This is a genomic window from Aestuarium sp., from assembly GCF_023253315.1.
Lineage (GTDB): Bacteria > Pseudomonadota > Alphaproteobacteria > Rhodobacterales > Rhodobacteraceae > Marivivens > Marivivens donghaensis.
Window position 1 is genome coordinate 1 of sequence record NZ_JALRGW010000002.1, and the last position, 26,864, is coordinate 26,864.

Annotated in this window: 27 protein-coding genes and 4 tRNA genes; 9 read left to right on the forward strand and 22 right to left on the reverse strand. The window is 54.3% G+C overall.

Annotation, left to right across the window (positions count from 1 at the left end; genetic code table 11):
- Window positions 1-765: 765 nt before the first annotated feature.
- A tRNA-Asn gene (locus AC1QQ2_RS01595) sits at window positions 766-840 on the reverse strand.
- 71 nt (window positions 841-911) lie between these two features.
- Window positions 912-1,763 (reverse strand): MBL fold metallo-hydrolase, encoded by an 852-nt coding sequence (locus AC1QQ2_RS01600; RefSeq protein WP_479711829.1) that lies wholly within the window; start codon window positions 1,761-1,763, stop codon window positions 912-914.
- 42 nt (window positions 1,764-1,805) lie between these two features.
- Here AC1QQ2_RS01600 and AC1QQ2_RS01605 point away from each other — a divergent pair, with 42 nt between their 5' ends.
- Together AC1QQ2_RS01605 and AC1QQ2_RS01610 are read left to right on the forward strand one after the other, a co-directional pair.
- Window positions 1,806-3,101 (forward strand): ATP-binding protein, encoded by a 1,296-nt coding sequence (locus AC1QQ2_RS01605; RefSeq protein WP_479711830.1) that lies wholly within the window; start codon window positions 1,806-1,808, stop codon window positions 3,099-3,101.
- A gap of 1 nt (window position 3,102) precedes the next feature.
- On the forward strand, window positions 3,103-3,501 hold the full coding sequence (locus tag AC1QQ2_RS01610; RefSeq protein WP_479711831.1) for a VOC family protein: 399 nt from the start codon (window positions 3,103-3,105) through the stop codon (window positions 3,499-3,501).
- A 21-nt stretch (window positions 3,502-3,522) separates the two neighbouring features.
- Here AC1QQ2_RS01610 and AC1QQ2_RS01615 read toward each other — a convergent pair whose 3' ends face one another.
- The gene (locus AC1QQ2_RS01615; protein WP_479711832.1) at window positions 3,523-4,083 is read right to left on the reverse strand and encodes an NAD(P)-dependent alcohol dehydrogenase; all 561 of its coding nucleotides are present in this window, start codon (window positions 4,081-4,083) and stop codon (window positions 3,523-3,525) included.
- Between the two features lie 35 nt (window positions 4,084-4,118).
- Here AC1QQ2_RS01615 and AC1QQ2_RS01620 point away from each other — a divergent pair, with 35 nt between their 5' ends.
- A complete protein-coding gene (locus AC1QQ2_RS01620; protein ID WP_479711833.1) occupies window positions 4,119-4,727 on the forward strand; it encodes a TRAP transporter large permease subunit in 609 nt (202 codons plus the stop codon).
- A 2-nt stretch (window positions 4,728-4,729) separates the two neighbouring features.
- Here AC1QQ2_RS01620 and AC1QQ2_RS01625 read toward each other — a convergent pair whose 3' ends face one another.
- The 10 genes from AC1QQ2_RS01625 to AC1QQ2_RS01670 form a co-directional block, all read right to left on the reverse strand.
- Entirely contained in the window at window positions 4,730-5,488 is a 759-nt protein-coding gene (locus tag AC1QQ2_RS01625; protein WP_479711834.1) for an IclR family transcriptional regulator domain-containing protein, read from the reverse strand.
- Window positions 5,489-5,572: 84 nt separating this feature from the next.
- Window positions 5,573-6,775: a 3-oxoadipyl-CoA thiolase gene (gene pcaF, locus AC1QQ2_RS01630; RefSeq protein ID WP_479711835.1), complete on the reverse strand. Its 1,203-nt coding sequence runs from the start codon at window positions 6,773-6,775 to the stop codon at window positions 5,573-5,575.
- Window positions 6,776-6,786: 11 nt separating this feature from the next.
- Window positions 6,787-7,470: a 3-oxoacid CoA-transferase subunit B gene (locus AC1QQ2_RS01635; RefSeq protein WP_105235219.1), complete on the reverse strand. Its 684-nt coding sequence runs from the start codon at window positions 7,468-7,470 to the stop codon at window positions 6,787-6,789.
- Window positions 7,467-8,174 carry a 3-oxoacid CoA-transferase subunit A gene (locus tag AC1QQ2_RS01640; protein WP_479711836.1) on the reverse strand — a complete coding sequence of 236 codons (708 nt, stop codon included), beginning with the start codon at window positions 8,172-8,174 and terminating at the stop codon, window positions 7,467-7,469. Before AC1QQ2_RS01640 ends, AC1QQ2_RS01635 begins: the two co-directional genes overlap by 4 nt.
- 405 nt (window positions 8,175-8,579) lie before the next feature.
- A complete protein-coding gene (locus AC1QQ2_RS01645) occupies window positions 8,580-8,936 on the reverse strand; it encodes a RidA family protein (RefSeq protein ID WP_105235221.1) in 357 nt (118 codons plus the stop codon).
- Between the two features lie 10 nt (window positions 8,937-8,946).
- A complete protein-coding gene (locus AC1QQ2_RS01650; protein ID WP_479711837.1) occupies window positions 8,947-9,642 on the reverse strand; it encodes a DUF3726 domain-containing protein in 696 nt (231 codons plus the stop codon).
- A 2-nt stretch (window positions 9,643-9,644) separates the two neighbouring features.
- Window positions 9,645-11,252, reverse strand: a complete 1,608-nt coding sequence (locus AC1QQ2_RS01655; RefSeq protein ID WP_479711838.1) for a hypothetical protein — start codon at window positions 11,250-11,252, stop codon at window positions 9,645-9,647.
- Between the two features lie 139 nt (window positions 11,253-11,391).
- Complete coding sequence (locus AC1QQ2_RS01660; RefSeq protein WP_479711839.1) at window positions 11,392-12,939, reverse strand: BCCT family transporter; 1,548 nt, start codon at window positions 12,937-12,939, stop codon at window positions 11,392-11,394.
- A gap of 46 nt (window positions 12,940-12,985) precedes the next feature.
- Window positions 12,986-14,005: a membrane dipeptidase gene (locus AC1QQ2_RS01665; protein ID WP_479711840.1), complete on the reverse strand. Its 1,020-nt coding sequence runs from the start codon at window positions 14,003-14,005 to the stop codon at window positions 12,986-12,988.
- Entirely contained in the window at window positions 14,002-15,447 is a 1,446-nt protein-coding gene (locus tag AC1QQ2_RS01670; RefSeq protein WP_479711841.1) for an aldehyde dehydrogenase family protein, read from the reverse strand. The genes AC1QQ2_RS01665 and AC1QQ2_RS01670 overlap by 4 nt, the downstream gene beginning before the upstream one ends.
- A gap of 97 nt (window positions 15,448-15,544) precedes the next feature.
- Between AC1QQ2_RS01670 and AC1QQ2_RS01675 the strand changes: the two genes are divergently transcribed.
- The 3 genes from AC1QQ2_RS01675 (at window position 15,545) to AC1QQ2_RS01685 (ending at window position 18,184) form a co-directional block, all read left to right on the forward strand.
- Window positions 15,545-16,399, forward strand: coding sequence for a LysR family transcriptional regulator (locus AC1QQ2_RS01675; protein ID WP_479711842.1), 855 nt, complete (start codon window positions 15,545-15,547; stop codon window positions 16,397-16,399).
- 273 nt (window positions 16,400-16,672) lie between these two features.
- Window positions 16,673-17,143 carry a TniQ family protein gene (locus AC1QQ2_RS01680; protein ID WP_479711843.1) on the forward strand — a complete coding sequence of 157 codons (471 nt, stop codon included), beginning with the start codon at window positions 16,673-16,675 and terminating at the stop codon, window positions 17,141-17,143.
- Between the two features lie 189 nt (window positions 17,144-17,332).
- Window positions 17,333-18,184: a hypothetical protein gene (locus AC1QQ2_RS01685; RefSeq protein WP_479711844.1), complete on the forward strand. Its 852-nt coding sequence runs from the start codon at window positions 17,333-17,335 to the stop codon at window positions 18,182-18,184.
- A gap of 126 nt (window positions 18,185-18,310) precedes the next feature.
- Here the strand turns inward: AC1QQ2_RS01685 and AC1QQ2_RS01690 are convergent.
- The 6 genes from AC1QQ2_RS01690 to lon form a co-directional block, all read right to left on the reverse strand.
- Window positions 18,311-18,386, reverse strand: a tRNA-Ile gene (locus tag AC1QQ2_RS01690).
- A 90-nt stretch (window positions 18,387-18,476) separates the two neighbouring features.
- Window positions 18,477-18,552 (reverse strand) — tRNA-Val (locus tag AC1QQ2_RS01695).
- Window positions 18,553-18,604: 52 nt separating this feature from the next.
- The gene (locus AC1QQ2_RS01700; RefSeq protein ID WP_479711845.1) at window positions 18,605-19,183 is read right to left on the reverse strand and encodes a histidine phosphatase family protein; all 579 of its coding nucleotides are present in this window, start codon (window positions 19,181-19,183) and stop codon (window positions 18,605-18,607) included.
- 58 nt (window positions 19,184-19,241) lie between these two features.
- Window positions 19,242-19,317 (reverse strand) — tRNA-Val (locus AC1QQ2_RS01705).
- An 18-nt stretch (window positions 19,318-19,335) separates the two neighbouring features.
- Entirely contained in the window at window positions 19,336-19,710 is a 375-nt protein-coding gene (locus tag AC1QQ2_RS01710; protein WP_479711846.1) for an HU family DNA-binding protein, read from the reverse strand.
- Window positions 19,711-19,837: 127 nt separating this feature from the next.
- Entirely contained in the window at window positions 19,838-22,249 is a 2,412-nt protein-coding gene (gene lon / locus AC1QQ2_RS01715) for an endopeptidase La (protein ID WP_479711847.1), read from the reverse strand.
- 349 nt (window positions 22,250-22,598) lie between these two features.
- On the opposite strand from lon, the gene AC1QQ2_RS01720 reads away from it, so the two are divergent.
- From AC1QQ2_RS01720 to AC1QQ2_RS01730, 3 genes are all read left to right on the forward strand, one after another.
- Window positions 22,599-23,309 (forward strand): hypothetical protein, encoded by a 711-nt coding sequence (locus AC1QQ2_RS01720; protein ID WP_479711848.1) that lies wholly within the window; start codon window positions 22,599-22,601, stop codon window positions 23,307-23,309.
- A gap of 190 nt (window positions 23,310-23,499) precedes the next feature.
- Window positions 23,500-24,012 (forward strand): hypothetical protein, encoded by a 513-nt coding sequence (locus AC1QQ2_RS01725; protein ID WP_479711849.1) that lies wholly within the window; start codon window positions 23,500-23,502, stop codon window positions 24,010-24,012.
- Window positions 24,013-24,023: 11 nt separating this feature from the next.
- Window positions 24,024-24,536, forward strand: a complete 513-nt coding sequence (locus AC1QQ2_RS01730; protein WP_479711850.1) for a hypothetical protein — start codon at window positions 24,024-24,026, stop codon at window positions 24,534-24,536.
- A gap of 3 nt (window positions 24,537-24,539) precedes the next feature.
- On the opposite strand, the gene tgt is transcribed toward AC1QQ2_RS01730, so the two are convergent.
- The 3 genes from tgt to AC1QQ2_RS01745 are packed head-to-tail and all read right to left on the reverse strand — an operon-like array spanning window position 24,540 to window position 26,767.
- Window positions 24,540-25,667 (reverse strand): tRNA guanosine(34) transglycosylase Tgt, encoded by a 1,128-nt coding sequence (gene tgt / locus AC1QQ2_RS01735; protein WP_074038977.1) that lies wholly within the window; start codon window positions 25,665-25,667, stop codon window positions 24,540-24,542.
- 58 nt (window positions 25,668-25,725) lie between these two features.
- Complete coding sequence (locus tag AC1QQ2_RS01740) at window positions 25,726-26,238, reverse strand: hypothetical protein (protein WP_105235236.1); 513 nt, start codon at window positions 26,236-26,238, stop codon at window positions 25,726-25,728.
- 1 nt (window position 26,239) lies between these two features.
- Window positions 26,240-26,767 (reverse strand): hypothetical protein, encoded by a 528-nt coding sequence (locus tag AC1QQ2_RS01745; RefSeq protein WP_479711851.1) that lies wholly within the window; start codon window positions 26,765-26,767, stop codon window positions 26,240-26,242.
- Between the last annotated feature and the right edge of the window lie 97 nt (window positions 26,768-26,864).

The following is a 26,864-nucleotide window of genomic DNA, read 5'->3' on the forward strand; positions in this document are numbered from 1 at the left end:
CCAGCGTTCGTTCTGAGCCAGGATCAAACTCTCAAGTTGAAAGGCACGTATGCCTATCCTTGACGTTGAACCTCTGCACATCTTCAACAGGACCCGGCTAAGGAATTCCTGCTGAAAGTCATCTGTTTGACCGTGCTTCAGTAACCAAAGTTACAGAAGAACCGTACAAACAGTGAAGCTGACACTCTATCATCGGCCGAAGCCTAAGAGCGCGATATGCAAACGTTCGTTCGTCGAAACGAGCCAAACCGCCCACATATCTCTTCAGTAATATCGATGTCAAAAAGCGCAGAGACAAAACGAACCAAGTGCGCCCTAACTTGAACGGCGCGCCTCGCCCGAAATACCTCTAATTTTTTCCAAACTTCCCAGCCATCCGACCGTTCCGTCCGCCCCAACCGCGCCTCAGCGCCGCCGGTGAAGGGGGTTCTAAGGTTATCACCAAGAAGCCGCAAGAGCGAAATGACGAAAAATGTAAAATTTCTGCATCAGCCAACAAAACAAGGTGTTTCACGTTCCAGACTGCCCAAAAATGCGCCGTGAATATCCGAAAATGGCTCCTACCCCCATCACTTTTCGCCCTTTGAGGGTGATGCCGACGATGCAGTCGCAGCAAATCTGGGAGACTCACCCCTTGGAATCGACAACGCGGTGACTCGCTCGACGCCACGAGTCGCCCGTTCGGCGCCCTGCCTCGACAGACGAAAAGAAGAACGAACCAATCCCATCGGGATTGGTTTAAATCACTTGATTATTTGGGAAGTTTGGCTCCGGCGGTAGGGATCGAACCTACGGCCAATTGATTAACAGTCAACTGCTCTACCGCTGAGCTACGCCGGAATATGTGGCGCTGTATAGCTAGGGTGCCAAAACGCTGCAAGAGGGTAAGGACAAGTTTTTTCCACCAATCTTCACAGAGGCTGAAACACAGCATCGACGGACAATACACCAACGGGTTCGATCCGCTTTTGTTGTGTTAAGTCAATAAGGTGGGCCACTACATTGCGCTTTGCTGCGAAATGAAGGCTCGCATCGACATCGGCATAGACCTTTGCGGTGATGCGATCTGCGGTATCTGCGCCCACGATAAGAGCGGACATGATTTGCGCTTCACGCTCTAACCGATGCGCGATCAACCAATCGAGCCGTGCCATGGGATCCTCAATCGGGTCACCATGCCCAGGCAGATAGCGACGCGCGGGAATAGACTGCAGCTTACGACACGACGCCATAAAGTCGGTGAGGTCGCCATCTGGCGGGGAGACAAGCGAAGTCGCCCAGCCCATCACATGATCACCCGAGAAAAGCACATCCTTATATAAGAGACAGATATGGTTCCCCATATGACCCGGCGTGTGAATAGCGCGGAAGTCACCAATAGCTTCACCATCGACGACCGTTCGATCAGGGGCAAAGTCGGTATCGGCCCCCTCCCCCCCTCCGATCGCGCCAACTAGGGTCTGCATCACTTCGCTTCGCCCCGCCATCGGGCCACCGAATGCAACGACGGGTGCGCCGCAGCGATCTGACAGCTGACGGGCCAAAGGCGAATGATCCAAGTGAGAATGGGTCACGATAATCGCATCCACTGGGCGACCATCGATCAACGCCAAAATCGCGTCGAGATGGCTCTCTATATATGGGCCCGGATCGATAACCGTTACGCGGTCGGTGCCTACTATATATGTATTGGTGCCTGTGAAAGTCAGCGGGGAGGGATTGGGCGCGCGAAGACAGATGATATCGGATTGAATCTGGATCATATGCTGCTTTCCTCTACGCTCGTGTCACGATAGCTTTGCCATATGGCAATCGGGTCGATCAAATCTTATCTCCCTCGCGGACTATATGGCCGAGCAGCACTGATCCTGCTGCTCCCGATCATATCGCTCCAAATCCTCGTCTCTGTTGTGTTTATCCAACGTCATTATGATGGGGTGACGCGGCGGATGACGCAATCGGTCAGTGGCGAGATTACCCTGATCCTTGATAGCCCATCCGTGCAGCAAGCCGCGCTCTCTGAAGCGCTCGGGTTTACGCTTTTGTCATCTGAAGCACCGCCCGAAGCTGATGACTATGGATTCTTGGATTTCTCTGGTCGTGCGATGATTGCGACCCTTCGGACCGACTTTAACGACCTACGCGCTGTTGATCTGTCGGATGACACCGAAGTTATGGTTTGGTTTGACCGTTCGGGCGTGAATGGGATCAGTTTCCCGCGGTGGCGGGTGACGGCGTCGAACCCTCACCAATTGATAGTTATTATGATGGTGATGGGGACGTTCCTTACTTTTGTCGCCTACTCTTTCCTGCGCAACCAACTGCGTCCGATCAAACGGTTGGCTCATGCATCCTCTGAATACGGTAAGGGGCGGATTGTCCCCTATTCCCCCGGTGGCGCGAATGAAGTCCGCGCGGCGGGCACCGCTTTTCTCGACATGCGGGCACGAATAGAACGTCAGACCCAGTCGCGCACGATGATGCTGTCGGGCATCAGCCATGACCTTCGCACGCCGCTGACACGGCTGCGGCTCGGTCTGTCCATGGTCGACGATGCCGAGGCGGAACCCATGGTCCGCGATGTAGAAGATATGGAACGCCTGATCGAAGCCTTCCTCGAATACGGGCGTGCCTATGCAGGCGATGCGGCTGAGCAAGTGGATGTCGTCGATTTGGTCACGCGGGTCGTCGACGACGCCCAACGCGGCGGGCAGAATGTAACCCTCTTGCCGATCGATCCAACGCTCAACGATGTTGCCGTGCCTCTGCGCCCTCTGGCCGTCCGTCGTGTCTTGGACAACCTGATTGGCAATGCCTTGCGGTATGGCGGTACCCAAGCTCAAGTGTCGGTCGCCCTCACCGACCGCACGCTCCGCATCACGGTCGAGGATGACGGCCCCGGTATCCCCGCCGACAAACGCGAAGAGGCAATGCGCCCCTTCACACGGCTTGACCCTGCACGGAACCAAAACAAAGGCACAGGCGTTGGCCTTGGCCTTGCCATCGTTGCCGATATCGCGCGCCTGCATGGTGGAGTTTTGCGGTTGTCAGATAGTCCCGCCTTGGGCGGACTCCGCGCCGACATTGTCATGGCACGCTGATATGAAACCAACCATCCGCACCCTTGACCATTTGGTCCTCACGGTCGCAAACATTGAAGAAACCTGCCGGTTTTATTGCATCGGTCTGGGCATGACACGGACAGCTTTCACCACCCCGTCTGGCGAAGTCCGCGAGGCCCTGACCTTTGGCACGCAGAAAATCAACCTCCACAAAGCGGGTGCAGAGTTCGCCCCATATGCTGCCTCCCCTACCCCAGGTTCTGCGGACCTCTGTCTGCTCTCAGACACCCCTCTGGCGGAATGGATTGATCACCTCGCGCTTTGCGGTATCCCTATCACCGAAGGCCCAGTGCATCGCACGGGCGCAACTGGACCAATCACGTCTATCTATATGCGTGATCCCGATGGGAACTTGATCGAAATTTCGAACGCACGCTAAACGCGTTGTGACGCGACCACCTCACACCACGACAACGTTGCCTCGTTTATGACCTGTCTCGACATAAGAATGAGCCTCAACCAGATCAGAAAGTGGATAAACTCGATCAATCACACGGGTCAGGTGACCTTGCTCCATCACGTGTAGAATATCCAAAAGCATAGCCCGCAAACGCTCAGGCTTTTCTAACCCCGTCGCTGCAAATATCGCGCGTTTTTTGCCCACAAGATTTGATAACAAGATCGCAGGCAGCCGCCCCAGCGTTAAGACAGGACAAAGGTAACGACCTGCCTCAGCCAATGCTGGTTTTGCCGCAGAAAATGACGTGACGCCCAAAGTGTCATAGATCACATCATACTCGGCGGCCTGTTTTAGCGCGTCCTCTTGTGTGTAATCGATCACGCGGTTCGCTCCGAGCCTCTCAACATTCCTCACGTTTCGGCCGCTACAAGTGGCCGTCACGTCAGCTCCCATATGCGCAGCGATCTGCACAGCCGCGCTACCGAGGCTCCCTGCCCCGCCCAAGATCAACACGCGATCCCCGCGTTTGACCTGACCTAAGTTGCGCGAGATGTCTGACATCAGCCCTTGTGGGACAGATCATCGGTTCAATCGCAATGATTACGGCTATCATCGCACTGGCATTTTTGCGCGTGCCCCTTGCGTTCGCCCTTATGGCCGTCTCCGTCCTTGGCATCGGTTTCGCTATCAATTGGAATATCGCGTTTCAATTGGTGCCACTTACCATTTCAGATGCAGTCCTGTCCTACGATCTCGCAGTGGTTCCGATGTTCATTCTGATGGGCAACGTTATTTCCAAAACGGGCATTGCGAATGATCTGTTTCGCGCTGCATTTGCCTTTGTCGGTCATGTGAGAGGCGGGCTGGCTCTTTCAACAATGATGGCAGTATTCCTTGTCCTCGGATGCGTCATGGACTCGATGGCAATCATCCTGATTTTCGTCCCGCTCTTCGCGCCGATCGTCGTATCCCAAGGCTTTGATCTGGTGTGGTTTGGTATCATCGTAATCGTTGTCACTGAGATCGCTCTCATCACACCGCCAGTTGGAATGAACGTGTTCGTTCTCAAAGCGGTGCTGCCAGACACGCCAGTATTGACGATCTTTAAAGGTCTTGTGCCATTCATCGCAGTCGACATTGTCCGGCTTGCGCTCTTGGTCGCCTTCCCCGCAATTACCTTATGGCTCGGTGCAACGATGGGATAATCTTACAGCATCCTCTGGAGCCCACTTTGGACCTTGCGCAGTGACGGCAGATAAAGGCCCACCATGGTGTCTGGAGGGTCTTGAGAGATGGCCATGCCGATGTTGAGTGCAGCAACGACGTGGCCTCTGCTATTCGACAACGGGACTGCGAGCGATCGTAGTCCCGTTTCGACTTCTTGGTCGATCACGGCATAGCCCGTTTCACGCGCAGAATGGATCGCATCCATGATCTCATTGGGTTCGGTCAGGCTGAAGGGCGTGCGCGGGGATAGGTCGGAAGCACGCAAAATGTCGAGGCACTCGGCTTCTGGAAGCCCAGCCAGCAAAACCCTACCCAAGGACGTACAATGTGCAGGAAGGCGCGATCCCGGTAAGAGGTTGATCGACATCACACGTCGTTGTGCCGCACGTGCGATGTAGACAATCTCGGTTCCGTCGAGGATCGCAACCGAACAGCTTTTCCCGATTTTGTCAGACAGTTGATCGAGCCATGGTTGAACAATTTGCACCATGGGTAATGATGCCAAAGCTGCCATACCCAAACGCAAAACCCGCGGTGTCAGGGTAAAGAACTTCCCATCATAATGCGCATAGCCTTCGTGCTCTAACGTTAGAAGGCAGCGTCTTGCGGTTGCGCGATCAAACCCAGTTTGCTCTGCAACGTCCGTTATCGTCAGGCGGGCGCGATCCGCCCCAAAACATTCGAGGACCGTAAGGCCCTTAATGAATGATCCAACAATGTCAGTGTTCTTTGCTTTCATAATGCAACCTTTGTTCAAAAGGCGAACATTTGTAAATCCCGCATCTGCCCAGCAAAAAGGCCGCTCGAGGCGGCCCTTCATTTGTTATACACGCTCCAGCGCGATGGCGATGCCTTGCCCCACACCGATACACATCATTGAGAGAGACCGTTTACCGCCCGTTTTCTGCAACTCAAGCGCTGCAGTCCCCGTGATCCGCGCGCCGGACATACCAAGTGGGTGACCAAGTGCAATCGCCCCGCCGTTCGGGTTGACCCGCGCGTCGTCATCCGCGATCCCCAGATCACGGAGCGTCGCAAGACCTTGAGACGCGAATGCCTCGTTCAGTTCGATCACGTCAAAGTCGGATTGCGCGAGTTTGAGACGCGCCATCAGCTTTTTCGCGGCAGGTGCTGGACCAAAGCCCATAATACGAGGCGCAACACCAGCAGTCGCACCACCCACGATGCGGGCAATCGGCGTCAGACCGTATTTCGCAGCCGCCTCAGCGGACGCGATAATCATCGCCGCCGCCCCGTCATTTACGCCAGAGGCGTTGCCTGCCGTTACGGTGCCGTCGGCCTTTACGAACGTCTTCAACCCGCTCAGGGCCTCAAGCGTGGTTGCACGAGGATGTTCGTCAGTATCGATCACTTTGGGATCACCCTTGCGCTGCGGAATGACCACAGGCGTGATCTCTTCGGCGAGGCGACCATTGGCCTGCGCCGCGGCAGCTTTGTCTTGGGACCGAAGCGCAAAGGCATCCTGATCCGCGCGATTGATACCAAAATCTTCAGCCACGTTTTCAGCGGTCTCTGGCATGGAATCCACGCCATACTGCTGCTTCATCAGTGGGTTCACGAAACGCCAGCCGATCGTCGTGTCATAGACAGCATTGTCACGGCTGAACGCAGTGGTAGCCTTGGGCATGACAAAGGGCGCACGCGACATGGATTCAACGCCACCCGCAATAATGATCTCAGCCTCGCCCGACATAATGGCTCGGGCTGCCGTGATGACAGCATCCATGCCCGAACCGCACAAACGGTTCATCGTGGTCCCTGGGACTTCGACAGGTAGGCCAGCCAAAAGAGCCGCCATTCGGGCGACGTTTCTGTTGTCTTCGCCCGCCTGATTGGCGCAGCCATAGATCACTTCGTCGATAGCCGCCCAATCAACCTTCTCGTTTCGCGCCATGAGTGCCTTCAACGGAACAGCGCCAAGGTCGTCCGCACGCACGGAAGACAGCGAACCACCAAACCGTCCGATTGGTGTGCGGATGTAATCGCAGATAAATGCTTCGGTCATATCTCTATTCCTCAGATCTCAGGGACGATCAGATCGGCCACGGGGCCGTCAGTGTGCAATGTGGCACCAGTGACGGCTTGCAGTTCGTCAAACGACAGCCCTGCGACCTTTTCGCGAAGAACGAAGTGACCGTTCTCAATGTCGATTACGGCAAGCGATGTGTAGATGCGTGTCACACAGCCAACACCCGTAAGCGGGAGCGTGCAGGCCTCAAGCAGCTTTGGCGCGCCTTTCTTAGTGACGTGATCCGTCAGGACGGCGACGCGCTTCGCACCGTGAACCAAGTCCATTGCGCCACCCACAGCGGGAACACCGCCAGCGCCGGTCGACCAGTTGGCCAGATCACCATTCTGCGCGACCTCATAGGCGCCAAGGATGGCGACATCCAAATGCCCACCACGCACCATCGCAAAGCTATCCGCATGATGGAAGAACGCGGTTCCCGGCTTGATCGTGATCGCCTTTTTGCCAGCGTTGATACAATCCCAGTCCTCTTCGCCCGCGATCGGCGCTTCACCAAAGTCGAGAACGCCATTCTCAGTATGGAAGATGGCCTGACGCCCCTCTGGCTGGAACTTTGCCACCATTTCTGGAAACCCGATCCCGAGGTTCACATAGGCGCCGTCTTCGATGTCTTGGGCCGCTCTCCACGCGATTTGCGAGTTCGAGAGCTTTACAGTCTGAATATCGGTCATGGGTAAACAGCCTCCGCCCGATTGAGGATTTCTTCTTGCGCGGGGTTCGGAACATGAACCACGTGGTTCACGAAAATTCCGGGGGTGACGACCTGTTCGGGATCAATCGCCCCAAGCGGGACAATCCGTGAGGCCTGAGCGATCGTCACCTTCGCCGCGGTTGCCATCAGTGGGTTAAAGTTCCGCGCTGCCATGCGGTAGGTGAGGTTGCCATGAGCATCCGCAGCCTCTGCTTTGATCAGAGCAAAATCGGCCTTGAGCCAGCGTTCTTGGACATACGAACGACCCTCAAACTCTCCGATCGGCTTACCCTTGGCGAGGTCGGTCCCAAAGCTGGTGGGTGTGTAGAACGCAGGAATACCAGCACCACCCGCCCGAATACGTTCAGCAAGCGTGCCTTGCGGCACCAATTCCAGCTCAATCTCACCAGCGAGATATTGCTCTGTAAACACGCGCGGATCGGCAGAACGCGGGAACGAACAGATCAATTTGCGAACGCGTTTCTGTTCGATCAAGGCCGCAAGGCCAACATGACCATTGCCCGCATTGTTGTTCACGACCGTCAGGTCTTTTGCGCCCTGATCAATGAGAGCGTGGATCAGTTCAATCGGCGCACCTGAGCCGCCGAAGCCACCGATCATCACTGTCGCACCATCGTGGATGCGCGACACAGCAGCAGAAAGGGAATCTAAAGTTTTATCCATGAGGCAGTCCTCCTGCCTCTTCGGTTAAACATCAGATGCACCACAATCCAGAGAATTGTTCATAATTTGAATTTTGTTCAAATTATTATTTCGCAAATTCGGAATGTGAACAAAAAATGCTATTAGATTGATCGAAGGTAGAAATTGAGCGGGAAGCGGGCATTCGCTGCACCAATAGTGGCTCGCAAAAAAACTTGAGCGGCCGTTAAGCAATACCGTTCAACGTGCGCGCTACTTTAGATCATCGAAGCGTGGAAGGCGGCATTTGCTAGAGCGGTGGAGCGCCACATATGGTTGCGCCTCCAGTTTCCCATTCCGAACCTCACTCCACGCTCAAGCTAGTGAGTCTGACAGCGCACAAAAGGAATAGCCGCCCACATTGAAAACGGACGGCGTTCATTTTCTTTAGGCCTTTGGATTGCGCGCTACAGCAACCATCTCTACCCGCATTCCGGGTCGAGCAAGGGCTACGCCACAGGTCGCGCGCGCTGGTGGATTTTCCTTATCAACCCATTCATCCCAGACGGCGTTCATTCCCTGGAAGTCAGCCATATCAGTCAGCCATACCTGAACAGAGGCAATATCTGCTTTAGATCCGCCAAGCTCTGCCATGACGGCATCCATCTCGGCCAAAACTTCACGGGTCTGCACTGTGATATCGCCGGTCAGCGTGGTCGGAATCTGGCCAGCCAAGAAGACAACATCACCAATGGTGACAGCTTCGCTCATTCGAGGGCCGGGATTAAGTCGCGAGAGGGTCATTGATCTTCCTTTAATCGTTATCAGAGGTTCCTGCACCAGCACCGCTGTTACGAGACTGTTCGGTGGCCGGAACGGTTGTGCGCATTGCCAAAGCATCGAGCGCGGCTATCGTATGTGGGGATGCCAGAGCAAACGAAGTCATCGTGCTGTCGGGGTCAAATAGGTCGCCAGATAGGCTCAGGCTGATTGTCGCAACGGATGCAGATAACAAAGCAGATAAGGTCTCAGCATCGGTTTTGATACCCTTGCCCACCACCAGTTTTCTCCCATCCCATTCGATAGCAATAGAACCGCCCATCGTTGCTGCACATTGAGCCATAAACGGGAGGAGCAGAACCGGCTGCCGAACCGGACCAACCTGAAGATGATCATCGTTTGCAGCGAAAATAGAGGTCGCGAAATCTGACAGTGCGGCACCAGTCATCAGCGGGCAAAGAGGTTTGCCGTCTGAGCTGATCCAAAAATCGTTGGACGTGTCTGGCGCATTGACTGTTGGGGCAACGATCGCGGCCAATAGGACTGCTGTCCCGTCGATACCATTCGCACACAGCCAGCCAACGGCATTCGCAGCTTCCTCGGCTATACCCCAACTATATCCAGCGCCGCGTGTTGCTTTGTAGCAAAGCGTCTCTGTCTCTGTGCGGCTCAACCTGAAACCGACCGGAGCATGGGCCGTTGCCGACATGAATTCAGTAGCTTCAGACATGTTCATGCTGCTCCCCCCGCATTTACTTCGAATGGATATGGCGCGCCACTGAACAGGCTGATGCGAACCCATTTATCAGATCGCGGGTCAAAGTGAGTGGCACCGAAAAACGCCAGTTTACACCGCATCAGGTCAATCGGGAGCATGTCGCGGGCAATAAGATTGTCGCGCACTTCAGCATAAGGATGCTTGGAGGCCTGCTGAGCGCGGCGCACCATCAGACGATGCTCAGGATGCGCCAACAAAAACTCAGCGACAGGCGCGGAAGGCGACCATGCCTCTAAGGCGCTATAGAGAGATTTAGCTAAACGTGCGACGCAAAGTGGCTGTTCAAGGTCAGCCCCCTCTTCCGCAAAACGTTCGCCCAGTCGCGGCTCAAGTTTTTCTTCCGAGACGTACCAGAACTGCGCGGCTTGGTCTTCTTGATCGAAATCGATTTCCAGCGCCCATGCATAGTGCTTTTTCAATATGTCCAACTGCGACTGGACGGATACCGCACCATCGATCCGAAACTGTGCGCGTTCATCAGCGCTCATACAATCGGCAAGGCCATCAATAAGATCGCCATGTGGCTCCAGGATGATCGAGACCAGCGCCTCTTGTCCTTCCTCGCTCAGGGTGTGTTCAGCCCACAGCCAAAGGTCGTTCCAAGGCAGGTCGCCGTTAGGCCATATCTCAAGGTGCGTTTTGATAAGAGCCAAGTCACGTCGAAGATCTTCTAATTTCGTGATTTGGATCGGATGCGAGGACTTCCAAGTTCGGGCATTTTCAATCGCGGCATCGAGCGCCCTATGAATATCTGACTTGGTCTTCTCAGTCACAGATGCCAAGGATCTGACCCGCGCAAGCGCCTCTTCGCGCGCAAACATCCAATTGTTGATAAGGATCGGGTGGCGCACCAAAAACGGTGCCATACCGAGCCCTGTCGAATTGCCAACGCCTAAACGACGGCAAAGGTCCATATCGAGAGCTACCGCACGTTCGCCGCCTTTAGATCGTGCGAGGTGATTGACGATATCAACCGTAAACCAGCGTATGAGCCATACCGATAGCATCTCTGCTTGAAATGGCGCTGAAAGCTCAGGTCGCCCTGCGATTGAGGCCCTGTCCGCTGCACCGAACTTACCGGAACCATATACCGCAGTTGTCCGCATCAAATATCCGACAGCGTCGATCTCTTCTGCGTCAGGCTGAACCCCTTGCGCCAGCGCATCGACGACATGTTCAAAAAGACGAACAGATCGGTTTGCGCGGCTCAATGAAAGTTCGCGGTCGGTGATCCGACCTGCCTCTTGATAGGGCACATTTGCTTGCAAACGATCCAGATCTTCTGAAGTTGGCACACCGTCAAAGAGCGTAAATGTCGCGTCCCATGCAGTCGCAATGACACGATCGGACCGCATTTCAGGAGGCAAATCATGGGAAAACGCGACGAGTGAGTAGGTGCGAACAGGACCACGGGCACAGTAAACAGCGCGACCAACACCCTTGGCGTCCACGTCCCAAACGTGCCGATCGAACACCCAACCTTCGGCTTCGACGCGGCGCATGAGGACGCGCAGGAACGACAGTCGCATCGGATGCGCGCTTCCCATACGTGACAAACGCATGACCTGATCTGGGCTCCGGTAGAACTCTGCCGGCGTCCTCGGAGAATGTTCAGTCGCGTGTACCATCATTTGATCCTATTCGAAAAAAGGGATCGGGGGCGGTAGAGATAGTATAGGGCTACCGCCCCCGATGGGGGAGTTATTTGCGGCCGAGGGCCAATGTGATACGTAGCGCGTCCCACAGTGATGGCAGCAATACCAACGATACAGGAACCGCTGTCACAACGATGAAGCTCTGGAGTTTACCAACGCCTCCACCGCCTGTTCCGATCAAGATCAGGGCCATCACAGCCATGGCGATCCCCCAAAACGCGCGGAGTGCAGCCGACGGGTTCTCGTCCGACATCGAAGCAGCGATCACAAAGCTCATGGAGTCCGACGTCGTAGCCACGAAAATCATCGTGAGAACGAGGAACAAGAGCGACAGGATAAAGCCCATAGGCATCGCCTGAGTGATCGCGAGCAGACCGGCAGGCAGGTTAAAGCCTTCGAACGGACCAGAGATTACTCCAGGGTTTGCCTGTTCCAGCGCAATGCCGCTGCCACCAATAATCGTGAACCAGAAGTTCGTGATGATCGGCGCAATGATTGCGAGAAGAATGATGATCGAACGGATCGAACGGCCACGGCTAATCTTTGCAATAAAGATCGCCATCAGTGGTCCGTAGCCTAGGAACCAGCCCCAGAAGAACACGGTCCACCAGCCCAACCAACCCGGTTCACCAAAGAGACCAGCGTCACCGCGGAACATAGCCATGTCGAAGAAGTTCGTGAGATAGGTGCCCATGCCACCAGCAAAACCCGTAAGGATCGAAGATGTCGGGCCAAAGACCAGCATGAACGCCATCAGTGCGAACGCCAGAATAACGTTGAACTTTGACAGAAGCTGGATGCCTTTGTTCAGACCCGAGATTGCGGAAACTGTATAGATACCGGCCAACCCAAGGATCATGATGGCTTGTGTTGCCAATGTGTCAGGGATGCCGAAAAGAGCATTCAGTCCGTAAGACATCTGCAGGCCAAGAAAGCCGATTGGACCAACGGTACCAGCAACAACAGCGATAATGCAGGACGCATCCGCGATGAGACCGATTGGACCATTGATCGCTTTGTCCTTGAACACTGGATACAGCAGCGTGCGCGGTGCAAGCGGCAGACCTTTGTCATAGTGATAGTGCATCATCATGACGGTCGTGAGAGCACCAAGGATCGCCCATGCAAGGAAACCCCAATGCAAGTAGGCCTGCGCCAAAGCTGCATTGGTCCGTGCGGTTTCGTCGGCACTCAGGTCACCAAAGAGTGGCGGCGTCCAAAGATAGTGCGCAATGGGTTCACCCGCTGCCCAGAACACACCGCCACCCGCAAGCAGCGTACACATGATCATCGAACCCCATTGGAAGCTCGTGAACTCCGGCTTGTCCAGATTGCCAAGGACAGCGCGCCCACCGGGGAGGACACATAGGACCAAGCCGATCAGGAACGTCGCTAGCAGCAACACTTGCCAATACAGACCAAAGTACTTCGCAGACCAGTTAAAGCCGGCATCGACCATGGCCGACAGGCCATCGAGGTCAAAAAGTGCCCAAGCACAGAAAAGAAGGATAAATCCGCCTGTAATGGCAAAAAGAGGTTTATCCACCTTGCCTAGGCCGGTGCCTTTGGCACCAGTTTGTGTCGTATCGCTCATCTAAAGGTTCCTCCCCTGAACGACAGTTTCTATTTTTGATGTGAGCCTATTCCGCAGCCCGTGCGACGCTTTCCGATCCACCAGCGGCGGGTCCGAAACTTTTTGCAAAAAACCGGTGCCAGTTGCCCCCCATGACACCGTCAACGCCCGCTTGATCCATGCCAGCGGCACGCAAACCGGATTCAATCGTCCCGAAATCACGATTGTCGTTGAACCATTCCGGCATGGGCGGGAACCCTGGATTGGCCGCACTACCTTCGCCGTAGTCAATTGACTTTGTCCAACGCCCAACGCGCATCCATTCAACGATACTATCGGGCTGGTCCTGACAAAGGTCCGTTCCGATCCCGATATTCCCGTGCCCAATCACATCAGCGGTCCGAACAATCATGTCGCAGAAGCTCTGCAGCGTGCATTTCGATCCGTCGCGCAAATGGTGTGGATAGACAGAAAAACCGAGCATCCCTCCCGTTTCACCCAGAGCCTTCAGGACAGTGTCTGATTTGTTGCGCAGCGCAGGATGCCAATCGTGCGGGTTAGCGTGAGTGATCGCGATCGGTCGGGACGAATATTCAATGGCATGAAGCGTGGAACGCTCACCTGAATGGCTCATATCTACGACCATGCCGACGCGGTTCATCTCAGCGACCACTTCGCGACCCATGCGAGTGAGACCCATGTCTTCGGCCTCGTAACACCCTGTCGCGAGTAGCGACTGGTTGTTATAGGTCAACTGCATAAACCGCATTCCGAGCGTGTGCAGGATTTCGATCAAACCAATGTCGTCTTCCATGCAGGACGGGTTTTGCGAACCAAAGAAGATCGCTGTACGACTTTCTTTCTGGGCCTTCTCGATGTCTGCGGCTGTGCGGCCCTGAAAGATGAGGTCTGGATAAAGTTCGAACCACCGGTTCCACTTTTCAATTTGCAGAACGGTCTCACGAAAGGTTTCGTGATAAGTGATGGTTACATGGACAGCGTCTACATTGCCTTCGCGCAACTGCCGAAAGATCTTCTCGGACCAGTTGGCATACTGAAGGCCATCGATCAGAGGCGCGCGTTTCATGCAGGCTCCCCCGATGCAACATAGGCGGTCTTAACGGTGGTATAAAACTCTGCAGCGTATCGGCCCTGCTCACGCGAGCCAAAGCTTGATGCACCACGACCGCCAAACGGGACGTGATAGTCGGTTCCAGCCGTCGGTAGGTTCACCATGACGCATCCTGCACGCATGTTGGCCCGGAAGTGATTGGCGCGAGCGAGGCTCGTGGTCATGATCCCCGCTGTCAGACCAAATTCGCTGTCATTTGCAATATCGAGAGCATCGGAATATCCGCCAGCTTTGATAACACAGGTGATTGGCGCGAACATTTCTTCACGGTTAATCCGCATATCGTTGCGCGTTCCTGCAAACACAGCAGGCGCCATGAAGTAGCCTTCGGTGTCGCGCTCCAATCTTTGTCCACCACACAGAAGCTCTGCACCCTCGGTCTGACCCAGCGCGATATAATCGAGGTTCTGCTTGAGCTGACCTTCGCTAACGACCGGACCGATCTGGGTCCCTTCTGCCAATGCATGACCCACATTGTAAGCCTGTGCGGCAGCGACGAGTTTCTCAACGAAAGCATCATGAATTTTTTCGTGTACGATCAGTCGGCTTGCAGCAGTGCACTTTTGGCCAGTTCCGCCGAATGCAGCACCAGCGGCATGCGCAACTGCCAAATCAAGATCGCAGTCATCCATGATGATCATTGGGTTTTTCGACCCCATTTCCATCTGGACCTTAGTCATATTCACGACAGCCGCCGCAGCGATACCACGACCAACAGGAACAGACCCAGTAAAGCTGATCGCATCAACTTTTGGGCTTTCCACAAGTGCCTGACCGACTTCGCGTCCAGACCCCATAACAAGGTTGAACAGGCCTGCGGGGATGTCTTGCTTTACGATGATTTCTGTCAGCAGGATCGCGCTCGCCGGGGTCACGTTCGCGGGTTTCCATACCACAGCATTGCCAAAAGCCAGTGCTGGCGCAATTTTCCAAGCTGGTGTCGCGACAGGGAAGTTCCAAGGGCTAACGATAGCGACAACCCCAACCGGTTCGCGGCGCACGTCAATTTCGATACCAAGGCGAACGCTTTCCGCCAGATCGCCCTGATTGCGAAGAACTTCCGCCGCGTAGTAGGTAAAGAACTGACCCGCGCGATAAACCTCTCCTTTGCCCTCGGCGAGCGGCTTACCTTCTTCGCGGGCAACCATTTCACCGATCTCTGCAGAGCGCGCCATCAGTTCTGTGCCGATTGCCATCAGTACATCATGGCGTTTTTGAATACCGGCAGCCCACCAAATAGGTTGCGCAGCACGGGCTGCGTCCAACGCAGATTGCAGCTGCTCCCCACTTGCTTGCGCATAGTGACCGATAAGGTCGGAAAGATCAGAGGGGTTGCGGTTTTCAATCTCGGTTTTGCCAGATTGCCACTGACCATTGATGTAAAGCTGCGTATTCATCCAGAAAGAACCCCTCTATTTCCACTTGCGTTGGTATTGGCAGCACGATTAACTTCAATCAATCTTGAAGTTTTGAACATTTTTTCAGGAAAACTGAATGGCACTGAAATTAGAGATGCTGCGCGTTTTTCAAACTGTCGCAGAACAAGGGTCACTTTCTCTGGCCGCAGCAAAGCTGGGGCGAACGCCCTCTGCGATTTCAATGATGCTGTCGCAGCTCGAGGACGACATTGGCGACCGTCTCTTTGAAACCGATCGAAAAAACAAACTCACCCCACTTGGCGCACTGGTCCTAGCGGAAAGCCGAAGAGCGAACGAGGCGTTCGTGCGCAGCACCGAAGCTATTCGTCGTCACGCAATGTCAACCGCAGGGTTGATCCGGATCGCAGCGGTGCCATCAGCCACTGTAACGCTCTTACCGAACGTAGTGACTTCGTTTAGAAAACACAGACCGGATGTGAGACTGGAAATCAGTGACGTCGATACCGCTTCGGTCGTGAGGCGAGTTCAATTAGATGAAGCTGACATTGGGATCATCTCGTCAGAAACAGACACAGGTCACGACGGCGAAATAATCCTCACGGACGAATTAGGAATCGTTTGCCACAAAGAGTCGGCCATCTCAGCAGCATGGGCAGAAGGCCGGCAGACCTGGGACGTTCTATCGCTTGAACCCTTCATCTCAAACCCACTTTGCTCGATCGTAAAAGCACCAGAAGTTCAGGCAATACTTCTCGAGTGCAACCTAGAAGCCAAGAACACGACGGCTCTCTTGGCGTTTGTAAGAAACAGGATTGGTGCGACGATCCTCCCCAAAAGTGCGATGATCACAGAACCAGATTTAATGTTCCTTTGCCCCGCCAACGATCAAGCGAAACGGCACCTAATCAAAATACACGCCCCCGATCGACAAATGAGCCCCGTCGCTCGGCAGTTTTGGGATCAATTGTAATCTCTCTCACATTCCGTCAAGCGGCACACGCACATCCAATTTTACTTTTACCCAACAGTGCAGATGCAAAACGAATGCCTTCTTATCGCCAAATCAGCAGGCAGCCTGAGCGAATGAAGCTGTAGAATAAAGGGCGGGAAAACGGACGTTCGCTGCGAGCGAGACGAACGTCCGCTTTGGGCCGAAAGTGCCTACACCTTTGGCGGACCCGCTAGACTTTTCAGTCCACAACAGGAAAGGTCGTAATTCACTTTCATATTTATGATCTTTCTCATGACCCAGACATTCCCCCTGCGCCCCACGCCAGTGCATCGCGAAACCATCCCCTCGTTCATCTCTCGCCTGGCTGCGATGCGCAAAACGACAACCCGAAAGTTCGCACTTCATATGGGGACCAGCCTTCGGAAACTGTCTCAAGATGACGACACTGCCCTTGCAGAGCTCGCATATTGGGGCGGTCTATCCGACGCTCAATTTGAAGAAATGAAGTCTTGGACTGGCATGAGCATTGGAGAGGTAAAACAGAGATTTAGAGGTGAGGATCACGGTTCTAGAACGCTTCGAAGCCCACGTGTTCGAGGCTGCCCCATTTGTCTTAGAGAAGACCATGAGGGTAAGAAGGGGACACCTGCAGAGAACATGGCGATGCGAGGCCACTGGCAACTACGAAGCGTCACAGCCTGCATACGTCATTCTCACCCCCTCGTGGTTCTTTGGGAGGCCGGCGCCGTATTGAAACGATAAAATTATCAAGCGCGGATCAACGAGATTGCACCAAAGATATTATCGGGGGCTTTCGATCAGGACACTTGCGAGATTACTGAATTCGATCTCTGGCTCGACACAAAGTTAGACACAGGTGCCGACGACACATGGCTGGCCAGCCAACCTCTCTATGCCTCGCTTACATTCGGTAAATTGCTTGGAGCTGAGGTGGAAAAGCTTAGAGGTCAGACCCTAAAGACAAAGACGCCCAATAGTTCGACCGCAAACAACACGGCCTTCGCAATTATGCGCAAGGGAGAAGCTGCAATCGAAGCGATACTCATTGAGCTTTCCGAGGCCACCCATTCTGGCTTACGGGATAAGAGTGCGACTTATGGCAAGCTTTACCACTCTTTTAACGAACTTTACTGCACGAACCCCGCATTCTCCACTTACCAGAGAATTTTCCGAGATGTGCTTTTGAAAATTTGGGATTTCGATGACGGCGAGATCGTCCTCGGGGAACCACTTCAGGAGCGGATCCTGCACTCCGTCACATCAGCCGCAGGTAAAGTCGGAACAAAACCTCAACTTATGGAAGCATACCTCATTAATGCAGGCGCGCTGCAGCACGACGATAAGCCTCCATTCAATAGAAAAACCTTCGACGCGAAGGAATACATACACATCATTGAAGAGGCCGCCAGCCTTGTGACAATCGGAGATGTGATCAAGACGCTCCATGCCACGAAAGCCGAAGTTGAAAAATTGATCCTTGAGGGGCACATCGTACCGCGCACATCTGATGAAAAAATTTGGAAGAAGTGGAGCGTCAAAGAAGCTACCGAATTCCTGGCATCACTGCAGAAAAATGTGATCCCTTTGCAGGACGCCCAAGGTTGGGAGCGCCTATTGCAATCAAGCAATCGGATAAAGAAACCACTCACTTTCCTGATTGATTTGATCCTGAACGGTGACCTGAAGGTTGGCCGTATGACCGAAGGGTTCAACGGCTTGGTCGTTCAGAAGTCAGACGTAGATAGATTCCGTGATGATATGGTCGATAAACAGACTAAATAATTGCTCACCTCAGGGTCCAGATAGATAAGCAAAATCATATAGATAAACCCAAACTCCCGCCCCAAATCGCCTAAAATAGGCAAAAAAGCGAGCAAGCTTATAGTTTATCAACAGATGGGGAAAAATTGGTAGGCCCGGCAGGATTTGAACCCGCAACCAAAGCGTTATGAGCGCTCTGCTCTAACCATTGAGCTACAGGCCCCCGTTCGCTTGCTACAATCCTGTGCCAGACGCGTCAATGCGGAACGCACATGAATTAATGGCGGATAAACGGTTGTGTATGTGGGGGAAATGGTGGGTCGTGAGAGACTCGAACTCCCGACATCTTCGGTGTAAACGAAGCGCTCTACCAACTGAGCTAACGACCCATGGCGGCGTAAGTAGCCGCAGATTCTCAAAGGGGCAAGACCCCAATGTCATCTATTTTTCAAAAATCTCATGTTGGCCGTTTTTTATCCGAAAAATAACGCCCTGCCCGCCGTCGACCTGGCCAATATCGTCAAGGCTCAGCCCCAACGCTCGCGTCCGCAAGAAGCGCGAGGTAAAACCATGGGTGATAATCACCGTGGGACGACGGATGTGGTCCAATACCTGACCAACACGCTCCCATAGTGCTGGAAAGGATTCCGCATTTGGGGCTCGACGGTAAAATTCGATGAAATGTTCATCTGGTGACGGCGCAGGCCATTTCGCGTCGATCTCTGATCGCGACAGCCCAACCCAATCTCCCATGTGGATTTCGCGCAAACCATCGACGGCGACCACAGGACAACCCGTTGCCTTTGATATCGGTTCAGCCGTAGCCAAGGCGCGACCCTGCGGACTGCTCCACAGATCATGAGTGTCTGGATGAATAATGCCCGCGAGCGTGGCAGCAACCTGATCCGCCTGCGCACGGCCCAACTCTGTCAGTGCCGAATCCAGCCCGCCCTGCATACGCGCAGCGCGGTTCCATTCGGTTTCACCATGGCGGATGATGTAGAGCTCAGGCAGGGTCATGGCGTGACTTATCCACCAAAAAACAAAAGGCGCAACCCGTGGGATGCGCCTTGTATTCTGGTGGGTCGTGAGAGACTCGAACTCCCGACATCTTCGGTGTAAACGAAGCGCTCTACCAACTGAGCTAACGACCCGTGGCGGCGTGATTACCCTTACTCGTCTTCATCCGCAAGAGGGGTTTCCGAAGAATTTCCATCAACCTTCACAACGGGCTTAGACAGTTTCACTTTCGCGATAACAACGGTGCCGTTTGCGGTGTCTTTGGTGCGGTTCACCATGATCTTACCGAAAGGCGGTAGCGACAGTTCTTTGTCCTCGGTCAGCTCCTCGCCCAGTTGGGCAAGGATCGCTTCCAGCGCGGGTTTGACGTCTTTTTTCTTGAGGCCGGAGCGCGCAACGACGCGGTCGATGAATTCAGGTTTCTTCACCACAACAGAGGATGTTTCGCTCTCGGTCGCCTGCGTTGCCTCAGGTACCTCTTGAACGGCTGCGGGTTTGCGTTTGGTGGTTTTAGCGGTGGTCGCCATAATAAATTGCCTCAAATAGATTGATTGTTTCCACCCTAGCAACTCCGCTGATGGTTGTGCAGGGGGTATTCACTTAAAATGATATGATTTTCCAATAAAAAAGGGCGCCTCGCGGCGCCCCTTTCCATTAATGTGCGATGGCCCCTGCCCCATCTTCGCCTTTGGCGAGGGCGCGGGCGGCGGCGGCTTCTTCTTCCGCCTCCTCATCCCATTCGACGGGCACAGGCTCTGCGATCAAAGCATGTTTTAGAACTTCAGACACGTGGGTGACTGGAATGATCTCCAGCCCAGATTTCACGTTGTCTGGGATCTCTGGCAGGTCTTTGACGTTCTCTTCAGGGATCAGCACGGTTTTGATACCGCCGCGTAGCGCCGCCAAGAGTTTCTCTTTCAACCCACCAATCGCAGTCGCATTGCCACGCAGTGTCACCTCACCCGTCATCGCGATGTCCTTGCGGACAGGGATCTGGGTCAGAACCGACACAATCGCAGTGACCATCGCCAGACCAGCCGACGGACCATCCTTGGGCGTTGCGCCATCGGGCACGTGGACGTGGATGTCCAGCTTATCGAAACGCGGCGGTTTCACACCGAGCTGTGGTGAGATCGACCGAACATAAGACGATGCCGCCTCGATCGATTCCTTCATCACATCGCCGAGCTTACCCGTGGTTTTCATCCGACCTTTGCCCGGCAAACGAAGGGCTTCGATCTGCAACAACTCACCACCGACCGAAGTATAGGCCAAACCTGTCACAACACCGACCTGATCCTCTTTCTCAGCGAGGCCAAAGCGGTGACGCGGCACGCCGAGGAAGTCATCGAGGTTCTCAGCCGTCACTTTAACGCGATCAGTTTCCTTCTTCACGATCTTGGTCACGGCCTTGCGGGCAACCTTTGCGATTTCACGCTCGAGGTTACGCACACCAGCCTCGCGGGTGTAGGTCTGGATAATCGCGGTCAGCGCATCGTCCGTGATCTCGAACTCTTTGGCGTGGAGGCCGTGGTTCTTGATCTGCTTAGCCAAAAGATGCTGCTTCGCGATCTCGCGTTTTTCATCTTCGGTGTAGCCAGAGAGCGGGATGATCTCCATCCGGTCGAGAAGTGGACCAGGCATGTTGTAGCTGTTCGACGTCGTCAGGAACATCACGTTCGACAGGTCGTATTCCACCTCAAGGTAGTGGTCCACAAAGGTCGAGTTCTGTTCTGGATCGAGCACCTCAAGCATGGCCGATGCAGGGTCGCCACGGAAATCCTGCCCCATCTTATCAATCTCATCGAGAAGGATCAGCGGGTTCGTGGTCTTGGCCTTTTTCAGCGCCTGAATGATCTTACCGGGCATAGAGCCGATATAGGTCCGACGGTGGCCGCGGATTTCAGATTCATCGCGCACACCGCCAAGGCTGATGCGGATGAACTCGCGCCCTGTGGCCTTTGCAATCGATTTACCCAACGAGGTTTTACCAACGCCCGGAGGACCGACGAGGCACATGATCGGCCCCTTCAGTTTCGCACTGCGCGATTGCACGGCGAGGTATTCGACGATCCGCTCTTTGACCTTTTCCAGACCATAGTGTTCGGCGTCGAGGATTTCCTCGGCGCGACCCAAGTCCTTTTTCACGCGGGATTTCGTGCCCCACGGAATATTCAGCATCCAGTCGAGGTAGTTACGCACCACCGTAGCCTCTGCGGACATCGGCGACATGTTCTTGAGCTTCTTAACCTCAGCGTCAGCCTTTTCTTTGGCCTCTTTCGACAGCTTCGTCGCAGCGATTTTTTCTTCGAGTTCGGCGATTTCGTTCGCGCCGTCCTCGCCATCGCCCAACTCGCGCTGGATCGCCTTCATCTGTTCGTTCAGATAATATTCGCGCTGTGTCCGCTCCATTTGGGACTTCACGCGGGTTTTGATCTTTTTCTCGACCTGCAGCACAGACATTTCGCCCTGCATCAGGCCATAGACCTTTTCCAGACGTTCGCTGATCGGCAACGTTTCTAGCAGTGATTGTTTCTGCTGAACATCAACGCCCAAGTGCCCCGCCACGAGGTCCGCCAATTTCGCAGGCTCAGTCGTGTCGCTGACTGCGGCCAGCGCCTCTTCGGGGATGTTCTTTTTGATCTTCGCGTAACGTTCGAATTCTTCGCCAACCGACCGCACGAGGGCCGCCAATTCGTCCTCGGCACCCGGAATTTCGATCAGTTCGTCGGCCATCGCTTCAAAGAAGCTGTCGTTCTCGACAAACTCTGTGATCCGAACGCGTTTCTTACCCTCCACGAGTACCTTTACGGTGCCATCGGGCAGTTTCAGCAATTGCAGCACATTCGCCAGAACACCCGTCTGGTAAATGTCCTTTGTGGTTGGATCATCCTGCGAAGGGTCAATTTGGCTCGACAGCAAAATCTGCTTGTCGTCCTGCATCACTTCTTCGAGTGCCCGCACCGATTTCTCACGCCCGACGAACAGCGGCACGATCATGTGAGGGAACACAACGATATCGCGCAGCGGTAGGACGGGATAGGAGGTGCTGAAGGTTTCTTCCATGCTCTTGTCCTTTTTTTGGCAAAACGATCAGGCCCCGCATTTCGGCAACCGCAATCGTTTCCACTAGAGGATACAGATGGGCCGAAGCGACCCCAGTTTCAAGCATCCCCGTTTATTCCAATGTGCCTTTTGCCGCGAACGGGGGCAAGGGCCAGTTCCGTAAAATACCGCCCTTTCGCCCTTTGCAGGACACATTCATCGGCAACCCATAGGGGATTACTTCTGATTTCATTACCCCCGAACGGGATAGGCTAATCATATGAAAGAGTTCCTGGGCCATCATTATCGTCGCGTGGCATTCACGGCTGTCTTCACGCTTTTTGGCGCAATTTTGATATCTGGCCCAACTATGGCTGCGCTCTTGGCTGGCCTCGCTGCCGCCATTGCCGCCCTTTACATGGTCTTTGCCATGCCCAAATATCGCAAAGCCTGCGAAAGCGGCGCGGCGGGTTTGTTTGTCGCCGCACTGATCCCGATCCCTGCGGACGCCCTCCCCCCTGCCATCGTCGGCCTCGCGTTTCTCTCTCACAGCATTTTGTATGGCCATTGGTCAGACGCCCTCGGCCTCAACCTCTCGGTTTTTGCGCATCACAAAGGCGAACTCGGTGGCCAAGCCGAAGACGTTTGGATCAGCCTTGTCCCCGCCGAAGGCCACCCGTCCGATTTCTGGAACCCAGACCTAATCGACTACAACCGCGATCCCGAAGACCCTGACACAGTCTACCTACGATTCCGCGACGAAACAGGGCTGGCCGAAGAAATGACGCTGACCTTTGTTGCGAAGACCACAGGGAACTATTGCCGCTATTTCCTCGAACGCGAAGAACCCCTCGGCCGCGACGACATGACCGTGACAATCACTATAGCAGAAATCGACGACGCCCTCTGTCTCGTCGAGACACAGATCGAACAAGACGCCCTCCCCCCAAGGATCGCCCTCGCCCGATGGTTCGACAATCAAATCGGGATGGGCATCGACGGCGTGTCCGCCGCGCTCAAGGGAAAACGTGCGATGAAACTGCAGCCAAAACCGAAACTGACCGCCACAAGATACGCATAGTAAATATGGATTTAAGGCCGAGCGTTGCAAAGCCCTACACAACCGACCTAAAATTTTTCCCAAAAATCAATTATTTAAACTACACTAATTAACCCAGACGACTATACGTTAGTGCACTAAACTATCTAACCTTGATCGTATGAAATGCGCGCCAGATTAAACGATAGGTAAAGAGGCTTCCGAATTCTCCATGACCTCTATTACCCTTGACGATATGCTCGCTGTAGCGACGCCCCAGGATGTGTTGGAGAAAGTTGAGTTAACCAATTCGCCCGTCCTCGACCAATTGGCGCGGAGCTGTGCTAAAGTCACAAAACGCCCGCATGTTAACATTGTTCTCTACTCCGCAGACGAAGTGTACACGATCGGTAGCTACAACCCCGTCTGTATGCGAATGAAGCGGACTCTTTACGGACCGATCCTGCAACAGCCGATTGTAGAACTGTCTGATTTCGTTCTGGAAAGCACCAATTCGGATCCGCAAACGATAGCCCAGATGAAATCGTTCACTATGGCGACCATCAACGTCGCTGGTGAGACGGTTGGCGGTATCAGCGTCCACGATTATCAGGACTGCGCCGCCCTCACAGAGTCGCAGAAGGACTTCCTTGTTCAAGCCGCCCAGCTTGCTGCCTGCGTGGTCGAAACCAAAGCCAGATTAAAGACTACGCTCATGAACGCCTTTAGTCTTTCGAACTTTTAGAACGGACGATCATGGACATCCTAGAACTGCTCAGCAATGCCGATAGCGAAGACGAGCTGATTAAAGTCGGGATCAGTCCAGGCGAGCACTATAATAACATTGCTTCTATGTTTGCCTATGCGACGGGCGCAAATATGTCAGCGTTCTGGCTTGTCCTCAAAGGCAACCAAATGCTCCTCGGATCACATAACACACCCTCACCGCTACCAGAGCCGCCTTTTTTGCATCGCGACTTAGCGGGTAAGGTCCTTTACGAACCGATCTCGGACGAAAAGGCAGCCGTGATTAATTACCCGCTGATCAACGGCGAATTGGCCAGCATGCGCAGCGGATATTACCTCGACATCACCTATAAAAAACAAAAGGTAGGCTATGTCGCGATGGCCTTTGAAACTCGCGTCGGAGAGCCATCGCCCGAAATGGTCGACACCCTATTCTCTCTGCGCGACCTAACGATCTCTGTCCTTCAAGGACGCGCAAATGCGCGCAAGATCCTCGGCGAAATGCAAGCTGTGGTGCGATAAGCCCTAAACGGGTTCAATATCGCCCTCAGCACGCTGCGCATGGAACGCGGCTTCCCAGGCGGCAAAGCGACCCTCGGCAATCGCGTCGCGCATGCCCTGCATGATCTCTTGGTAGTAATGCAGGTTGTGCCACGTCAGCAGCATCCCCGAAATCATCTCTCCGGCGCGGAACACATGGTGCAAATAGGCGCGGCTGTAGTTTCGGCACGCAGGGCACGTGCAATGTTCATCGAGCGGACGCGGATCGTCCTGATGGCGGGCGTTTTTGATATTCACCTGTCCGCGACGGGTCCAAGCCTGCCCCGTGCGCCCCGACCGAGACGGCAGAACGCAGTCCATCATATCGATCCCACGTTTAACCGCGCCCACAATGTCGTCAGGCTTACCAACGCCCATGAGGTAACGCGGCTTATCGGTCGGCAGGTAATCAGGCGCATAGTCCAGAACGCCGAACATGGCCTCCTGCCCCTCACCCACGGCAAGTCCGCCCACGGCATAACCATCAAAGCCGATATCGACCAAAGCCTTGGCAGATTCCTCGCGCAGATGCGGCGTCACCCCGCCCTGCATAATCCCAAACAGAGCATGCCCCGGACGGTCGCCAAAAGCATCGCGGCTCCGCTGGGCCCACCGCATCGACAGTCGCATCGATTCAGCGACACGCTGATCATCGGCAGGCAGCGCAGGACATTCGTCAAAACACATCACAATGTCAGAGCCGAGGAGTTTTTGGATTTCCATCGACCGCTCTGGCGTCAGGAAATGTTTCGACCCGTCAACGTGGCTGCGGAAGGTTACACCCTCTTCGGTCAGCTTCCGAAGATCCGCGAGAGACATCACCTGAAACCCGCCGCTATCGGTCAGGATCGGCTTGTCCCAGTTCATAAACTTGTGCAGCCCGCCCAAACGATCAATCCGCTCCGCCGTCGGTCGCAGCATCAAATGATAGGTATTGCCCAGAAGGATATCCGCACCCGTCGCCGCGACGCTTTCGGGCATCATCGCCTTTACCGTGGCCGCCGTCCCAACGGGCATAAAAGCAGGTGTGCGAATATCGCCGCGCGGCGTGTGGATCACACCTGTGCGGGCCTTGCCATCAGTTGCGTTCAGGTCGAATGAAAAACGGGTCATATCTCTCTCCGGTCGGACCGTGTGCTGATACGCCGTTCCGAGCCAGATGAAAAGATGATCAGGCGCTGTAGGCCGCGGTTAGATCGTTCAGCATTGCCTTGATATTCGAATGTTCCACCAAACTGGACATTACGATCTCGGCCCAGAGTGACGCAATCTCTGCGGCCTCGTCGGCGACCTCTTCGGCTGGCCGCTCAAACCCGATGGTGATTTGACCAACCACCACCGCCATATCGACCAATGGGATGGCCATGACAGACCGACAGTTTCCCGCAACGCCATTGATCATTGGATGATCTGGATGAGCATTTGGGTCCAAGTCTAAAAGGAAAATCTTCTCTGCATTGGTCAGGCGGGTTTGATCGAGCATCACAACATTGCTCGGAACCTTATGCCCACCGATCATCATGTCCTCGTTATCGGGCAGATACAGCCAAATCGCGCCGTGATCGCCATCGACCGAAAGGGTCGCAATCCTAGCGGCACGATCATAGCTCTCGGTCCGTTGGATCCCCAATTCCGCCAATTTCGCCCGAGTGCTCTCTGCTGTAATGATACGGGTTCTCGGCATGTCACGCTCCGTATGAGACAGGTTCGGAATGCAATTGATAGGCGATGAATTTCAACCGTGCCCGACGGATGACCAGTTCTTGTGCGGTCTGCGCAAGGTCCTTCAAAACAGTCCGCTGATTTTCCGTCAACGGGTCAAGGACACGCGGCGAATGCACCGCTATGCCCCCAATCGATTGGCCCTGATACGTCATCTCACACAACGCCAACGCGCGAACATCAGGCGCCAATGCACTGAAGTTGTTACCCAATTTCAACTGACAAATCGCATCTTCGTATTCCGCGAAACCATCTTTGAAATCGTAGTCGGGAACGGTGCGACGAACCTGGATGCGTTTGAGGTTGTAGCCACCGATAACGACGACTTCGTTTTCCCAACATAAATACACGCTCGCCGCCGCACGATGCGAAGACATCCCTGCAAAACGAGCGATATCGTCAAAATCACCAAAGCGTTCCATCTGGAGCTGACGAAGAGCCCCAGCAATTCCATGTCGCGACACAAACCCGTCGAAAGACAATGCAAACATATCTCTACCCTCACCAGTGGTTAATATTTACCAATAAGTTGTGGCGGAAATAGGGAGAATCTCAAAAAGTTGTAGCGATCTATTTCACAATGCTACT

Bases quoted from the DNA above. Each gene is read 5' to 3' on its own strand.
- AC1QQ2_RS01600 (WP_479711829.1), bottom strand. From the start codon at position 1,763: ATGATCCAGATTCAATCCGATATCATCTGTCTTCGCGCGCCCAATCCC.
- AC1QQ2_RS01605 (WP_479711830.1), top strand. From the start codon at position 1,806: ATGGCAATCGGGTCGATCAAATCTTATCTCCCTCGCGGACTATATGGC.
- AC1QQ2_RS01610 (WP_479711831.1), top strand. From the start codon at position 3,103: ATGAAACCAACCATCCGCACCCTTGACCATTTGGTCCTCACGGTCGCA.
- AC1QQ2_RS01615 (WP_479711832.1), bottom strand. From the start codon at position 4,083: ATGTCAGACATCTCGCGCAACTTAGGTCAGGTCAAACGCGGGGATCGC.
- AC1QQ2_RS01620 (WP_479711833.1), top strand. From the start codon at position 4,119: ATGATTACGGCTATCATCGCACTGGCATTTTTGCGCGTGCCCCTTGCG.
- AC1QQ2_RS01625 (WP_479711834.1), bottom strand. From the start codon at position 5,488: ATGAAAGCAAAGAACACTGACATTGTTGGATCATTCATTAAGGGCCTT.
- pcaF (WP_479711835.1), bottom strand. From the start codon at position 6,775: ATGACCGAAGCATTTATCTGCGATTACATCCGCACACCAATCGGACGG.
- AC1QQ2_RS01635 (WP_105235219.1), bottom strand. From the start codon at position 7,470: ATGACCGATATTCAGACTGTAAAGCTCTCGAACTCGCAAATCGCGTGG.
- AC1QQ2_RS01640 (WP_479711836.1), bottom strand. From the start codon at position 8,174: ATGGATAAAACTTTAGATTCCCTTTCTGCTGCTGTGTCGCGCATCCAC.
- AC1QQ2_RS01645 (WP_105235221.1), bottom strand. From the start codon at position 8,936: ATGACCCTCTCGCGACTTAATCCCGGCCCTCGAATGAGCGAAGCTGTC.
- AC1QQ2_RS01650 (WP_479711837.1), bottom strand. From the start codon at position 9,642: ATGTCTGAAGCTACTGAATTCATGTCGGCAACGGCCCATGCTCCGGTC.
- AC1QQ2_RS01655 (WP_479711838.1), bottom strand. From the start codon at position 11,252: ATGCGTTTGTCACGTATGGGAAGCGCGCATCCGATGCGACTGTCGTTC.
- AC1QQ2_RS01660 (WP_479711839.1), bottom strand. From the start codon at position 12,939: ATGAGCGATACGACACAAACTGGTGCCAAAGGCACCGGCCTAGGCAAG.
- AC1QQ2_RS01665 (WP_479711840.1), bottom strand. From the start codon at position 14,005: ATGAAACGCGCGCCTCTGATCGATGGCCTTCAGTATGCCAACTGGTCC.
- AC1QQ2_RS01670 (WP_479711841.1), bottom strand. From the start codon at position 15,447: ATGAATACGCAGCTTTACATCAATGGTCAGTGGCAATCTGGCAAAACC.
- AC1QQ2_RS01675 (WP_479711842.1), top strand. From the start codon at position 15,545: ATGGCACTGAAATTAGAGATGCTGCGCGTTTTTCAAACTGTCGCAGAA.
- AC1QQ2_RS01680 (WP_479711843.1), top strand. From the start codon at position 16,673: ATGACCCAGACATTCCCCCTGCGCCCCACGCCAGTGCATCGCGAAACC.
- AC1QQ2_RS01700 (WP_479711845.1), bottom strand. From the start codon at position 19,183: ATGACCCTGCCTGAGCTCTACATCATCCGCCATGGTGAAACCGAATGG.
- AC1QQ2_RS01710 (WP_479711846.1), bottom strand. From the start codon at position 19,710: ATGGCGACCACCGCTAAAACCACCAAACGCAAACCCGCAGCCGTTCAA.
- lon (WP_479711847.1), bottom strand. From the start codon at position 22,249: ATGGAAGAAACCTTCAGCACCTCCTATCCCGTCCTACCGCTGCGCGAT.
- AC1QQ2_RS01720 (WP_479711848.1), top strand. From the start codon at position 22,599: ATGGCTGCGCTCTTGGCTGGCCTCGCTGCCGCCATTGCCGCCCTTTAC.
- AC1QQ2_RS01725 (WP_479711849.1), top strand. From the start codon at position 23,500: ATGACCTCTATTACCCTTGACGATATGCTCGCTGTAGCGACGCCCCAG.
- AC1QQ2_RS01730 (WP_479711850.1), top strand. From the start codon at position 24,024: ATGGACATCCTAGAACTGCTCAGCAATGCCGATAGCGAAGACGAGCTG.
- tgt (WP_074038977.1), bottom strand. From the start codon at position 25,667: ATGACCCGTTTTTCATTCGACCTGAACGCAACTGATGGCAAGGCCCGC.
- AC1QQ2_RS01740 (WP_105235236.1), bottom strand. From the start codon at position 26,238: ATGCCGAGAACCCGTATCATTACAGCAGAGAGCACTCGGGCGAAATTG.
- AC1QQ2_RS01745 (WP_479711851.1), bottom strand. From the start codon at position 26,767: ATGTTTGCATTGTCTTTCGACGGGTTTGTGTCGCGACATGGAATTGCT.